At 71.3% G+C, this 12,860-nt stretch carries 12 protein-coding genes and 1 pseudogene; 7 read left to right on the forward strand and 6 right to left on the reverse strand.

The window, feature by feature from the left end; translation table 11 throughout:
* Position 1: 1 nt before the first annotated feature.
* Positions 2–2,053: a transglycosylase domain-containing protein gene (locus ABC270_RS15080; RefSeq protein WP_412881541.1), complete on the reverse strand. Its 2,052-nt coding sequence runs from the start codon at positions 2,051–2,053 to the stop codon at positions 2–4.
* Positions 2,054–2,330: 277 nt separating this feature from the next.
* On the opposite strand from ABC270_RS15080, the gene ABC270_RS15085 reads away from it, so the two are divergent.
* Entirely contained in the window at positions 2,331–3,323 is a 993-nt protein-coding gene (locus ABC270_RS15085; protein ID WP_412881542.1) for an alpha/beta hydrolase, read from the forward strand.
* Positions 3,324–3,441: 118 nt separating this feature from the next.
* Here ABC270_RS15085 and bla read toward each other — a convergent pair whose 3' ends face one another.
* Together bla and ABC270_RS15095 are read right to left on the reverse strand one after the other, a co-directional pair.
* On the reverse strand, positions 3,442–4,398 hold the full coding sequence (bla, locus tag ABC270_RS15090; protein WP_412881543.1) for a class A beta-lactamase: 957 nt from the start codon (positions 4,396–4,398) through the stop codon (positions 3,442–3,444).
* Between the two features lie 27 nt (positions 4,399–4,425).
* The gene (locus ABC270_RS15095; RefSeq protein ID WP_412881544.1) at positions 4,426–5,406 is read right to left on the reverse strand and encodes a glycoside hydrolase family 16 protein; all 981 of its coding nucleotides are present in this window, start codon (positions 5,404–5,406) and stop codon (positions 4,426–4,428) included.
* Positions 5,407–5,535: 129 nt separating this feature from the next.
* Here ABC270_RS15095 and ABC270_RS15100 point away from each other — a divergent pair, with 129 nt between their 5' ends.
* Positions 5,536–6,084: a GNAT family N-acetyltransferase gene (locus tag ABC270_RS15100; RefSeq protein ID WP_412881545.1), complete on the forward strand. Its 549-nt coding sequence runs from the start codon at positions 5,536–5,538 to the stop codon at positions 6,082–6,084.
* Here the strand turns inward: ABC270_RS15100 and ABC270_RS15105 are convergent.
* Both ABC270_RS15105 and ABC270_RS15110 read right to left on the reverse strand, forming a co-directional pair.
* Positions 6,012–6,812 (reverse strand): potassium channel family protein, encoded by an 801-nt coding sequence (locus ABC270_RS15105; protein ID WP_412881546.1) that lies wholly within the window; start codon positions 6,810–6,812, stop codon positions 6,012–6,014. The genes ABC270_RS15100 and ABC270_RS15105 overlap by 73 nt on opposite strands.
* A 9-nt stretch (positions 6,813–6,821) precedes the next feature.
* Complete coding sequence (locus ABC270_RS15110) at positions 6,822–7,322, reverse strand: P-loop nucleotide/nucleoside kinase family protein (RefSeq protein ID WP_412881547.1); 501 nt, start codon at positions 7,320–7,322, stop codon at positions 6,822–6,824.
* Between the two features lie 198 nt (positions 7,323–7,520).
* On the opposite strand from ABC270_RS15110, the gene ABC270_RS15115 reads away from it, so the two are divergent.
* From ABC270_RS15115 to ABC270_RS15135, 5 genes and pseudogenes are all read left to right on the forward strand, one after another.
* On the forward strand, positions 7,521–8,159 hold the full coding sequence (locus ABC270_RS15115; RefSeq protein ID WP_412881548.1) for a TetR/AcrR family transcriptional regulator: 639 nt from the start codon (positions 7,521–7,523) through the stop codon (positions 8,157–8,159).
* Positions 8,160–8,234: 75 nt separating this feature from the next.
* Positions 8,235–9,158 (forward strand): annotated as a pseudogene (locus tag ABC270_RS15120) (MMPL family transporter); the annotation flags it as partial.
* Positions 9,159–10,269: 1,111 nt separating this feature from the next.
* Positions 10,270–10,956 (forward strand): MMPL family transporter, encoded by a 687-nt coding sequence (locus ABC270_RS15125; RefSeq protein WP_412881549.1) that lies wholly within the window; start codon positions 10,270–10,272, stop codon positions 10,954–10,956.
* Between the two features lie 335 nt (positions 10,957–11,291).
* Positions 11,292–11,735, forward strand: coding sequence for a MarR family winged helix-turn-helix transcriptional regulator (locus ABC270_RS15130; RefSeq protein ID WP_412881550.1), 444 nt, complete (start codon positions 11,292–11,294; stop codon positions 11,733–11,735).
* A 61-nt stretch (positions 11,736–11,796) separates the two neighbouring features.
* The gene (locus ABC270_RS15135; protein WP_290130945.1) at positions 11,797–12,009 is read left to right on the forward strand and encodes a hypothetical protein; all 213 of its coding nucleotides are present in this window, start codon (positions 11,797–11,799) and stop codon (positions 12,007–12,009) included.
* 46 nt (positions 12,010–12,055) lie between these two features.
* On the opposite strand, the gene ABC270_RS15140 is transcribed toward ABC270_RS15135, so the two are convergent.
* A complete protein-coding gene (locus ABC270_RS15140; protein ID WP_412881551.1) occupies positions 12,056–12,715 on the reverse strand; it encodes a Type 1 glutamine amidotransferase-like domain-containing protein in 660 nt (219 codons plus the stop codon).
* Positions 12,716–12,860 lie beyond the last annotated feature (145 nt).

Genomic DNA, 12,860 nt, shown 5'->3' on the forward strand with positions numbered 1-12,860 from the left:
CTCACCCCGCGGGGTACGCGGCGTTCACCGCCTCCTGCGCCTGCTTCCACACCGAAGCCCGCGCACCCGCGTACGTCCCGCCCTGGCCGTTGCCGACGTACCGCAGGTTCGTCTTCCCGCCGTCGGTGTTGCCCTGCCAGTACGCCGTGACCACGCGCGAGGTGCCGCCGACGAGCCACACCTGGTCCGCGACGTCCGTCGTGCCCGTCTTGCCGAACAGCGTCATGCCGTCGGCGGTCTGCCCGCCCGTCGCCGTGCCGCCGTGGAACGCGCCCTGCATGACCTCGAACGCGGTGGCCGCGACGGCGGGCGAGAGCACCTGTCGGCAGGTCTCCGGTTGTCCACCGAGGTCCTTCCCCGTGCGGTCGACGACCTCGTCCACCACGATCGGGTCGCAGCGGACGCCGCCGTTCGCGACCGCCGTGTACGCCGACGCCATGGTCAGCGGTGCGATGTTCTCGGTGCCGAGGATCGCAGCCGGGTTCGCGCCGACCCGCCCGCCCGACGCGAGGTGGACCCCGAGCCGCTCCGCGACGTCCCGGATGTCGCACAGGTCGAGCTGCGCCGCCATCGACACGTACGCGCCGTTCACGGACTGCGCCGTCGCCGCGCGCACCGAGTACGGGCCCGTCTGGCCCGGAGAGTCGTTCCGCGGGTTCCACGGCGCGTCGATCGTCTGCCCACACTGCGTCCACGTCCGCTGCTCGTGCCGGGTGCCGTCGACCACCGTGTCCGGGCTCCGTCCGGCCTCGAGCCAGGCGAGCAGCGTGAACACCTTGTACGTCGAGCCGGGCTGGAACCCCGTCGAGTCGCCGGATGCCTCGTCCACGGCGTAGTTCAGCGAGCTCGACCCGCGGGTCGCCGCCGCTGACCGGTCGTACGACGTGTTCTGCGCCATCGTCAGGACGCGTCCGGTCGGGGCCTCGACGGAGTCGAACGTCGCGCCGAGCGCCAGCGCCGGTTCGGCGGCCGGGTCGTAGCGGTCGAGCAGTGCCTTCTGCTGGCCGTTCCGGTCGAGGTCGAGCGTCGTCTGGACCCGGTACCCGCCCGTTCGCCAGGCGTCGTCGCGTGCCGCCTGCGTCGCACCGAGCTGCGGCAGCGACCGGGCGACCTGCACGGCGTGTTCGCAGAAGTACTCGGCGCCCTCGACGACCGACGCGCACCCCTGCTGCGGTGCCGTCAGGTGGACGTACGCCGCCGGCTTCGACGCGAGTGCGGCGCGCAGGTCCCGGGCTGACAGGTGCCCCTGCTCGTGCATCGCGCGGAGGATGACGTCGCGCCGGGCCTGGTTGTCCCGGTGGTGGGTCGGCGTCGAGAGGTCTCGGCGCTCCGGCCACTGCACGATCGCCACGAGTGACGCAGCCTCGGCCGGGCTGAGGTCCGTGGCGTCCTTGCCGTAGTAGCGCTGCGCGGCGGCCTGCACACCGTAGGTCTGGTCGCCGAAGTACGCGATGTTCAGGTACGCCGTGAGGATCTCCTGCTTGGAGTAGCGCTTCGCCAAACCGATCGCGAGCTTGATCTCCTCGAGCTTCCGCTGCGGGGTCCGGGCCGTCGCCTCCGCGACCGCTCTCCGCGCCTCGGCCGCGGGCAGCTGCGAGGCCTGCTCGATCTTGATGTTCCGGACGAGCTGCATCGTGAGCGTCGATCCGCCGGACCCGCCCTTCCCCTGCTTCGCCGCGACGCTCACGACGCTGCGGACGAGCGAGGTCGCGTCGACGCCGCCGTGGTCCCAGAAGCGCTTGTCCTCGCCGTCGACCGCGGCGTGCTTCAGAGTCTCGCTGATCCGGTCGTACGGCAGTTGCTCGCGGTTCCGGTCGAACACGTCCGCCAGGTGCACGGGCTTCCCGCCCCGGTACGCCCACACCTCGTTGCGGCTCGGCAGTTCGCCGACCTCGATGTACTCCGGGAGCGAGGAGAACGCGTCGATCGCCGACGAGGTCCCGAAGCCCACCAGCGCGACGGCCGGTGTCACACCGACCCCGATCACCAGACCGGCCAGCACACTCCCGCCGACGAAGCCGCTCACGGCCGCCATCGCTCGTCCGAACCCCATGTGTCCCCCTCGTGCACCGCGGATCGGTGCGTTCCGTGTCGGACCGTGCCGGTCGGAACCGGACGGTCCCCGGGATCTCCCGGGGGAACCCCGGCACGTGGACTGGGAGAGCGCCGAGTCGGTACGGATCGTTACCCGCTGACGGCCGGGAGGCCCGTGGCGGCGCCGCCACGGGCCTCCCGGCCGTCCTCTGGTCACGTTCCGGCAACGACCGTCGCAGCCGCACCGGAGCGGGGTCGGGCGCGGTGCGCCCCCACCGCACGAGTAGCCTCGACGGATGGCGGGGAACGGGTGGCGCGAGGACGTCCTGGGGGCACCGTTCGAGCGGCTCGAACTGCCGCTCGGCGAGGACCGCGAGGGACCGGTCGTCGCCACGCTCGTCCGACGGCGCCACAGTCCGACCGACACGCTCCTGCAGCCCCGAGGGCCGCTGCACGGTGTGGACGTCCTCTACGTGCACGGGTGGTCCGACTACTTCTTCCAGGTGGAGCTCGCCGAGCGCCTCGAGCGGCTCGGCGCCCGGTTCCACGCGCTCGACCTCCGCAAGTACGGCCGGAGCCTCCGACCACACCAGACGCCGGGTGACGTCGGCGACCTCGCGACCTACGACGAGGACATCGCCGCCGCACTCGACGCGATCTCGACCGAACACCGGGGCGGACCACGCCGACGTCTCGTCCCGATGGGGCACTCGACCGGCGGGTTGACGCTCTCGCTGTGGGCGGCCCGCCACCCCGAACTCGTCGACGGGCTCGTGCTGAACAGCCCGTGGTTGGAGTTCCAGGGCGCAGCGATCGGACGGGCGCTCGTGGCGCCGGTGCTCAAGCTCGGGGCGCGGCGGAACCCGCTCGCCCCGATGCCGGCCGTCGACCCGGGCTTCTACACGCGCACCGTGTCCGCCAGCGGAGAAGGGTCGTGGACCTACGACCAGCGGTGGCGACCGGAGCGGGGCTTCCCGCTGCACCCGGGGTGGCTGTCGGCGGTGTTCGACGGGCAGGCGCGCGTCGAGGCGGGGCTCGGGATCACGGTGCCGGTGCTCGTGCTCCTCAGCGACAAGAGCATGCTGCAGCCGCGCTGGGACGAGGGCATGGCGCACGCCGACGTGGCGCTCAACGTCGACGTCGTGGCGCACCGGGCGCTGTCGCTCGGTGACGAGGTGACCGTGCGACGCCTGCAGGGGGCGCTGCACGACGTGGTGCTGTCCGAGCCGGCCGTGCGCGAGCGGGCCTACGACGCCGTGGCACGCTGGGCACACGCGCTGCCCCGCTGAGCAGCAGGCGTCGTCGCGGAGGGCCCGGGCGCGACGTCGCGCAGTCGTGTCCTGCCGGCGCGCCGTCGTGTCCTGCCGTCGCTCTGTCGTCTCCTGCCGTCGCGCCGTCGGCTCGGCGTCAGCGGCGGAGTGCGCCGACCGCGGTCCGGGTGGCCGCGGCGACGAGGGCGTCCGAGGGCTCCGCATCCGCGCGGTCGGTCCGGGTCATCACGACGAGCACGATCGGCCGCCGTCCCGGAGGCGTCACGACGCCGATGTCGTTCCGCACGCCGTACGCCCCCGTTCCGGTCTTGTCGGCGACCCGCCACCCGGTCGGCACCCCCGCGCGGATCGTCCCGTCCCCCGTCGTCGTCGCCTGCATCGCGCGCAGGAGCACCCGGCGGTCGTCCGCGTCGAGGACGTCCCCGAGGAGCACGGCGCGCAGGTCGGCGGCGAACTGCTCAGGCGTGCTCGTGTCGCGGTCGTCACCGGGGGTCGCTGCGTTGAGGTCGGGCTCGAGCCGGTCGACCCGGGTCGTACGGTCGCCGATGCCCCGCAGCCAGGCCTCGACGGCGTCCGGTCCGCCGAACCGCTCCACGAGGAGGTTCGCCGCGGTGTTGTCGCTCACGCTGACGGCCGCGTCGACGAGCTGCAGGACCGTCATCCCGCTGTCGACGTGCCGCGACGTCACCGGGGCGTACGCGAGCAGGTCGCCGCGGTCGTAGTGGACCTTCGTGTCGAGGTCGGACGCCGACGAGCGGGCGAGGACCGCCGCGGCGATGAACACCTTGTTCGTCGACGCGAACGGGAAGCGGTCGCCGCCGCGGTACGCGAGCGTCGTCCCGGACTCCGTGTCCACGGCGACGACGCCGACCCGGGCGTCGGCATCCCGTTCGAGCGCGGCGAACGCGGAGTCCGCGTTCGCCGAGTCCGCGGAGACCGTCGGCGAGGCGGCCAGCGTGCTCGGCTGCGGGGCTGGTGTCGCGTCGGCCGTTCGCGACGCCCCTCCGCCCGGTGCGTCCGGACCCGAGCAGCCCACGAGGACGGCACCGAGGACGACACCGACGAGGAGGGCCGTCCACCGAGATCCACGCACGACGCCCAGCCTGCACGACCGGATGGCTCAGGGCTGGATCGACACCCAGTCGATGAGCACGTGCCCGGGCTTGCCGGTGTTGCCGATCTGGAACGTGTACCGGTGCGGAGTGGTCGGCACCGACTCCGTCACCGTCTCGAGCAGCACCCCGTCGAGGAAGTAGCTGACCGACTTCCCCGGCACCCAGACCGTCGTGTACGTGTGCCAGTCCTTCCACGACGCGTCGGTCAGGATGCGGTAGGCCTTGTCGGCGTGACCCGGCACCATCGAGTGGTGGAACACGTCCGGCTTGCCGGAGAACCCGCCCTCGGGGTAGTCGAGCTCCCCCTCCGACGCGTCGTTCGACGTCGGCCAGAGCATGACCGCCGTGCCGTTGCCCCGACCGCCCTCGACCTTCATGCGGATGCTGAACGTACCGCCGGTCTGCGCCCACGCCGTCGCCGGCGGGCCGAAGACCCCGGCCGCGCCCTGGGTACCGTTCATCGCGACGTCCATGACACCGTCGTGCGCGCTGATCAAGGCGCCCGAGTAGTACTTGTCGCTCGTGCCCTCGTCGTACGCCTGCCAGGCGTTCGCGTAGGTCGTCGCGAACTGCCCGCCGCTCGCTGCCGGGGTGGTGAAGTCCTCGAAGAACGCCGCCTGCGGGCCGAGCACGGGGTCCGGCACGGTCGGGGTGGCGGTCGCGGTCGGGGTCGCGGTGGGGATGCGCGGTTGCAGGGTGCCCTCCTGGGTCGAGCGGGACGGGGTCTCGGACGCCGCGGCGCCGGTGGGTTCCCCCGTGTCGGTCGTTCCGCGGGTGGCCGCAGCGCCCGCGTGACCCGTGGACGTCGAACTGCTCGGCGACGGCGACAGGCTCGGGACGAGCTCGCTGCCCTGCGCCGGCGTGAGGAACGCCAGCATCACGGCGCCGGTGACCCCGGCGACGCCCAGCACGGTGGCGCCCCGGAAGAGTGCCCCGCGCCTCGAGGTGGTCCGCTCGCGCCGTTGCGAGGTGCGTTGCCGTGTCACGATCTGCTCCCGTAGTGCCCTGTCGCCATCAGGTTCGCCCACGGAACGAATCGGCGCCTCCGTTCCCGGGGTGGACGGCGGCATCCCGCACCGCACTGCGGGAAACCGAGCACCGGTAGCGTGACCCGCATGACCGTCCGGCTCACCCGTCTCGACCCCACCGGCGCCGACCGGGAGGCCCTCGTCGCCTTCCTCACGGCCGAGGAGTTCCCCTTCCACGTCCGCCGCCGGATCGACCGCGCCGACGCCGAGCGTGGGATCGACGTCGGCGCCTGGCGCGACGACGAACACGACTCCTTCTGGATCGACTCCGACGAGCACGGCCGCGTCGGCGTGTTCCGGCTGGAGGACCTCGAGGACCCGGTGCCGCTCTTCGACCTCCGGATCGCCGGCGAGCACCGCGGCAAGGGCCTCGGCGTGGGGGCGTTGCGCGCGGCGACCGACCACGTGTTCCGGACGCTGCCCGAGGTCACCCGGTTCGAGGGGCAGACCCGCGAGGACAACACGGCGATGCGTCGGGTGTTCCTCCGCGCGGGATGGGTGAAGGAGGCGCACTACCGCGAGGGCTGGCCGGTCCCCGGCGGCGAGGCGCTCGCGTCGGTCGCCTACGGCGTGCTGCGGCGCGACTGGGCGTCCGGCACGACCACCCCGGTCCCGTGGGACGACGAGCCCGCCTGAACACCGGTTCCCGCGCCACCTCCGCGCACGAGCTCGTCGCGGAGTGCGCGGATCTCTTCGGTGAGCTCGCGGAGTTCACGTCGGGTCGCGGTCTGCGCCTCTTCATTGCGACGACCGACCTGGTCGATGATCCAGCTCGCGATCGTCGCCGTGACCACACCGAGGAGGGCGATCCCGCTGATCATCACGCCGGTGGCGATGAGACGGCCCTCGACCGTGACCGGTGTGAGGTCGCCGTAGCCGACGGTCGTGATCGTCACGACCGACCACCACAGTGCGTCACCGAACGAGACGATGCTCGCTCCGGGGGCACGGTGTTCGACGTCGAACACCGCCAAGGCGGAGACGAACACGAGCAGGGCCGTGGTCGCGACCACGTACACGGTCACCCGCCCACGGACCGCCGTCCCCGTCGTGTGCTGGAGCACCCGGAACAGCTGGACGAGCCGCAGGAGCCGCAACGGTCGGAGGAAGGGCAGGACGATCACGGCGAGGTCGAGCAGGTGCGTCACGAACCACCGGCCTCGCCGCTCCGCCGTCGCGAGCATCACCACGTAGTCGACGATGAACATCGCCCAGCTGACGTTGACGATCGTCTCGCACGAGACCCGCGCCGCGCCCGCGGGATCGGCGAGCACCTCGATCGCGTACGCGGCGAGGAACGCCAGCGCCGCGACCGCGAGCGGCCACTGCGTCCACCGGACCCAGGTCGTCTGTCTGAGCTGCATGCACGAACGCTAGCCGGACGGAACGGTCGCCCAGCGCACCAGGGCGTCGAGCCCCGGCTGGTACCCGTTCGTCGTGTCGACCTCGAGCAGTGGGCAGTCGAGGTCGAGCGCCGGCACGGTCGCCGGCGCGTTCGCGAGCGCGCGGTCGTTCAACCGCGCCTCGTGACCCCGGGCGACGAACCGCTCGTGCCACCGCGGCGTCGTGCAGTGCACGTTCCGTACCGGCCACGGACCGCCGAGGACATCGCGGACCTCCGCCTCGGACTGGCCGCGGTACAGCGTCGCCTCCGCGATGACACTGCTCCCCGCCCGGGCGTAGGCCGCGGTCACGCTCCAGAACGCCGCGACACCGCGCGGCACGACCTGCTCACGGTCGACGTCACCGGCCGCCGAGATCCCCGCGTAGAGCTCGTCACGGTGCACCTGCGGCCAACCGAGCTGCGCGGCGAGCGCCGACGCGAGCGTCGTCTTCCCGCTCCCGGGTGCGCCGCTCACGAGCAGGATCGTCACGGCGTCTCCGAGCGATCGATGGCGGCCGACAGCGGGTGCATGGTGACCAATCTACGGACGGGAGGCCCGTGACGGCGCCGCCACGGGCCTCCCGTCCGCCTTCCGGTCGCTGAGCGTCCGACACGGCCCGGGGGACGAATCTGAGCAAGCGCTCGGAGTCGATGCACTGAGTGCATCGATGCACCTAGTGTCTACAGAGTGACCCTCGCACCCGACCGCCGCGCCGCCCTCAAGGCGAAGCACCGTGCTGCGATCCTGCAGGCCGCGCGCGACCTCATCGCGGAGCGTGGCGGCCGTGAGTTCGGCGTCGACGACCTCGCGGCGCGGGCCGACGTCGCCCGCCGGACGGTGTTCAACCACTTCGCGTCGCTCGACGAGGTCCTGCTCACGGTCTGCGAAGAGGAGCTGTCGGTGATCATCGACCGCTTCCTCGCCGACATGGCGCGGACCCCGGTCGGCGACGGAACGCGATCATCGATGTTCGACGAACTCGAGTCGGCCGCCCGTGGCGCCGACCTCGCCCCCGCCATCGCGAGCATGTACCGGATCCTCGGCGAACCCGGCAAGTCCGACCCGAAGGCCGCGGTGCTCACGCAGACCGCGTTCTCCCGGGTCACGGAACGGCTCCGCGACGAGGTCACCCGCCGTCACCCGGCTGCGGACGAGCTCGACGCGGCACTGCTCGTCGAGTCGCTCATGAGCGGCATCGTCGTGATCGCGGACCACTGGCTCGCGCACTCGGGCCCCTCGCTCGACCGCGCGTCCCTCGACGCGTGGGACGCGCTGCTGAGCCGACTCGTGCACAGCGTCCGCAGCGGCTACATGCCCATCGACTGACCGTCGTCCCCAGGGGTCCACCGGCGCACCCCGTCACCGCACAGCACGCACTACGAAAGGAACGGGGTTCACCGCATGGCCGGTCTCCTCTACCGACTCGGGCGGTTCTCCGCCCGCAGGCACTGGCTCGTGATCATCGCGTGGATCGTGATCCTGGGCATCGCCGGGCTGACCTACAGCCTGTTCGCCGGGTCGATCTCGTCCTCGATCTCGATCCCGAACACCAAGACCAGCCAGGTGCAGGACGAGCTCGCCGACAAGTTCCCGTCGGCGAACGGCGGCACCGGCACGCTCGTCTTCCGGACCACGGACGGCAAGGCGTTCACGGATGACCAGAAGACCGAGGTCAAGGACTTCCTCGACGGGCTGAAGAGCGAGGACGGCGTCAAGGACGTCACCGACGGCTTCACGACGCAGCAGCAGCTCGACGACCAGCGACAGAAGATCGTCGACGGTCGCGAGCAGATCAGCGACGGCCGGGAGAAGATCTCGGACGGCCGGAAGCAGATCGAGGACGGCCAGGACCAGCTCGACGCGCAGAAGGCACAGCTCGAGTCGGGCAAGACGAAGATCGAGCAGGCGCAGCAGCAGCTCGACGCACAGAAGGCGCAGGCCCAGGCCGCCGGAGCCGCCGCTTCCGCGGCCGCGCAGGCGCAGTTGCAGCAGGCCCAGGCGCAGATCGACGCGCAGCAGCAGCAGATCACCGCGGGTCAGCAGCAGATCACCGCAGCCCAGCAGCAGATCGACGAGAACACGAAGAAGCTCGACGAGAACGAGCAGAAGCTGGACGACAGCGAGAAGGAGCTCGAGCAGGGGTCGAAGCTCCTCGACCTGTCGAAGGACATCCGCTTCGTCTCCTCGAACGACTCCGCCGCGATCGGCACGGTGCAGTTCACGAAGTCGACCTACGAGGTGCCGCAGAGCACGAAGCAGGCCATCTCGGACAAGGCCGACGCAGCGACGATCAGCGGCGTCGACGTGTACGTGTCGAACGACATCGCGCAGGGCGTGCCGTCGATCCTCGGACCGGGCGAGATCATCGGCGTGATCATCGCGGCGATCGTGCTGTTCCTCATGCTCCGCACGGTCATCGGTGCCGCGATCCCGCTCGTCTCCGCGGTGCTCGGCGTCGGCGTCGCGTCCCTCGCGGCCCTGTCGTTCTCGAGCCTCGTCGAGTTCATCTCGGTCACGCCGGTGCTGGGGGTGATGCTGGGCCTGGCGGTCGGCATCGACTACTCCCTCTTCATCCTCAACCGGCACCGCACGCAGCTGAAAGCCGGCATGGGCGTGCACGAGTCGATCGGCCTCGCGAACGGCACCTCCGGCAACGCGGTCGTCTTCGCCGGCACCACGGTCATCGTCGCCCTGCTCGCCCTGAACATCACCGGCATCCCGTTCCTCGGCCTCATGGGCACCGTCGGCGCCGTCGCCGTCCTGTTCGCGATCCTCATCGCGACGTCGTTCACCCCCGCGCTGCTCTCGCTGCTCGGGATGCGCATCCTGCGGCGGAAGGAGCGCGAGCGCATCGGCAACACGGACTCGATCCGGGTGCCGAACAAGCCGATGTCGACCTGGCGCGCGGTGATCACCCTCGTCGCCGGGGTCGCCGTGCTCGGTACCATCGCACTCCCCGCGACGCAGATGCGACTCGGCCTGCCCACCGGTGCGTCCGAGGACGTCGAGTCGTCGCAGTACCTGGCCTACAAGACGCTCTCGGACCAGTTCGGCGCCGGACAGAACGGCCCGCTGCTCGTCGTCGCGAACCTGCCGAAGGCGATCAGCAAGGACGACGTCACGGCAACGGAGGTCACGATCGGCGAGGCGATCGCGAAGAACGACGACGTCAAGGCCGTGCTCCCGATCGGCGCGTCGAAGGACCGGGACATCATCGCCTTCCAGGTGAAGCCCGCCGGCGGCCCGGACAGCATCTCGACCAAGACGCTCGTCAAGGACCTCCGCTCGCAGCAGGTGCGCGTCGACGACGGGAGGGCATCGCTCGGCGTCGCGGGCAACGCGTCCGCGAACATCGACGTGTCCGAGAAGCTTCTCGAACGTGCTGCCGCTCTACCTCGCGGTCGTCGTCGGGCTCTCGCTCATCATCCTGATCGTCGTGTTCCGGTCGTTCCTCGTGCCGATCACCGCGACCGCCGGGTTCATCCTGTCCGTCCTCGCGTCGTTCGGTGGTCTGACCGCGATCTACCAGTTCGGGTGGCTCGGCTCGGTGTTCGGCGTGCACGACCCGGCGCCGATCCTGAGCTTCCTGCCCATCATCGAGATCGGCATCCTGTTCGGGCTCGCGATGGACTACCAGCTGTTCCTCGTGTCGGGCATGCGTGAGGCGTACGCCCACGGCGCGTCGGCGAAGGTCGCGGTCCAGCGGGGCCTGCACGCCGGCCGGGCCGTGGTCACGGCGGCGGCGATCATCATGATCTCGGTGTTCGCGGGCTTCATCTTCTCGGACTCGTCGACCATCAAGCCGATCGGCTTCGGGCTCGCCTTCGGTGTGCTGCTCGACGCCTTCGTCGTGCGGATGCTGCTCATCCCGGCGGTCATGCACCTGCTCGGACGCAGCGCCTGGTGGATCCCGAAGTGGCTCGACCGCATCCTGCCGGACGTGGACGTCGAGGGCGCGAAGCTCGAGCGAGCACACCCGAGCGGCGGCCACGGCGAGCAGCCGTCCGACGGCCGCTCCCCCGCCGACAGCGGACGTGGCGCGGCACACCACGGCGCCCACGCCGCAGCGGCGGAGCCGGACGCGAACCCGCACGAGGGCCACACGCCGACGCACCGCGCGTAGCCCGCGGGGCGCTCCGCGCCCGACGCAACCGCCTGGAGGCGCGGTGCCGGTCCCCGAGACCGGCACCGCGCCTCCAGTGCGTGGCCCGCCGCCGCTGGCGCTGCTCGGCGGGGTGAGGCGTCCCTGGCAGGAACGGGTGTGGCTACCGGGAACGGGCGTGCCGGGCGGAAACGAGCGTGCCTGGCGGAAACGGGCGTGCCTGGGCGTACGTTCCGGGTGAGGACGCCCGATCTCACCAACCATCACGCACGCTGTGGGAAAGAACGTGCACGGCCGACACGGGAAAGCGCGTCGCGGAAGTCGGTCCGTTCGTGCACGAAGCGTAGGGTGTCGACATGACCGAGACCGACGTCGACCCGCTCGCCCTCGACCGGCAGCTCTGCTTCGCCCTCGCGGCGACGAGCCGGAGCGTGATCGGGCTCTACCGCGACCTGCTCGAGCCGATGGGACTCACGCACCCGCAGTACCTCGTGATGCTGGCGCTGTGGGAACGCGACCCGCGGTCGGTGCGGGAGATCGCCCGCGAGCTCCGGCTCGATTCGGCGACGCTCAGCCCGCTCCTCAAGCGACTCGAGGCGTCCGGCTACGTCAAGCGCGCGCGGAGCACCGCCGACGAACGCCAGCTCGAGGTCTCGCTGACCACGGCCGGCCGCGCCCTTCGGGACCGCGCCGAGGCCGTCCCGCTCGCAGTTGCCGATCGACTGGGCTGGCCACTCGCCCGCCTCGAGGCACTCAAGGACGACCTGACCGAACTCCTCGAGCGGGTCGACGGGGTCTGACCCTGGCCGCGCCAGATCATTCGTGGCAGACTGATTCGTGCACTAACGAAAGGAACCGGTGATGGGTCGCTTCGGCCGCTGGTACGAGAAGTGGAACACCACGCTCATCGAGAAGATGGGCCCGTCGCAGATCGGTGCCGGGCACCCCGAGGGCGTCGACGACCGGACGGTCGACCGCCCCTGCCCCATCTGCGGCCAGCCGCTGTCGCTGCACCAGGTCATCCGGCCCGAAGGACAGGTCCGTTCGTCGACGCTCGTGTGCCCCGGCCGCTGACGAGGACTCCCGGATGGCGCGGCGGAGTCGCTCGTCGCCCCGCTGATCAGCCGAGCCGTGCCCAGCGCCCCTCGGACACCACCTCGACCCGATCGCCGTCGACCACGACCGCGGTCTGGTCGTCCATCACGTAGGCGGGTCCGCCGACCTCGGCCGCCCAGCGCTCGGCCTGCTCCATCGTGTTCGTCGGGAAGACGTCGAGGTGCGGGAAGACCGAGAAGTCGACGAGCCCGAGCGTGCGGTCGTTCGTCGCTCCGGACCACTCCACGAACCAGTTCCCGATCCTCGGGGTGAGGACCATGCTCCCGGCACTCATCCCGACCCACACGGTGTCCGGCAGCGACGGCAACACCTCCGCGAGACCGGACTCGCGCATCCAGTGCGCCAGGTACGCCGCGTCACCCCCGTCGACGAGGAGCACGTCGGCATCCCGGACCCAGGCCGTCCACCGGTCGCGGTCGATCGACGGGAGGGCGGTGAGTTCCAGCAACCCGACGGACGCCCACCCGACCCCGAACGGGCCGTCGCCCCTGGTCGCGCCGACGACGCCGTCCATCGCCGACGCAGGCCCGCACATCGGATGCCCCCACTGCGCGGTCGGGATGATCAGCGCTCGACTCTCGGCGGTCGGCTTGCCGAGCAAGCGTTCGAGCGCAACGCGGATGCTCGGGTTCGTGATCCCCCCGGACGTCATCAGGTACTGCACGACGGTCCCCGATCGATCGCCCGGTCACGCCGGGACGCCGCCCAGGATGCTCCTCGTCCGCCGTGGCCGCAAGGATGTCGTGTGCCCCGGTCGCTGACGATCCGCCCCGAAGAGGAATTGCAGCCGGCAACACGTGGTTCAACGG

This window comes from Curtobacterium phoenicis (genome assembly GCF_047238015.1).
Taxonomy (GTDB): Bacteria; Actinomycetota; Actinomycetes; order Actinomycetales; family Microbacteriaceae; genus Curtobacterium.

Coding starts and splice junctions, on each gene's coding strand:
- ABC270_RS15080 (WP_412881541.1), bottom strand. CDS start 2,053: ATGGGGTTCGGACGAGCGATGGCGGCCGTGAGCGGCTTCGTCGGCGGG.
- ABC270_RS15085 (WP_412881542.1), top strand. CDS start 2,331: ATGGCGGGGAACGGGTGGCGCGAGGACGTCCTGGGGGCACCGTTCGAG.
- ABC270_RS15100 (WP_412881545.1), top strand. CDS start 5,536: ATGACCGTCCGGCTCACCCGTCTCGACCCCACCGGCGCCGACCGGGAG.
- ABC270_RS15105 (WP_412881546.1), bottom strand. CDS start 6,812: ATGCAGCTCAGACAGACGACCTGGGTCCGGTGGACGCAGTGGCCGCTC.
- ABC270_RS15130 (WP_412881550.1), top strand. CDS start 11,292: ATGACCGAGACCGACGTCGACCCGCTCGCCCTCGACCGGCAGCTCTGC.
- ABC270_RS15135 (WP_290130945.1), top strand. CDS start 11,797: ATGGGTCGCTTCGGCCGCTGGTACGAGAAGTGGAACACCACGCTCATC.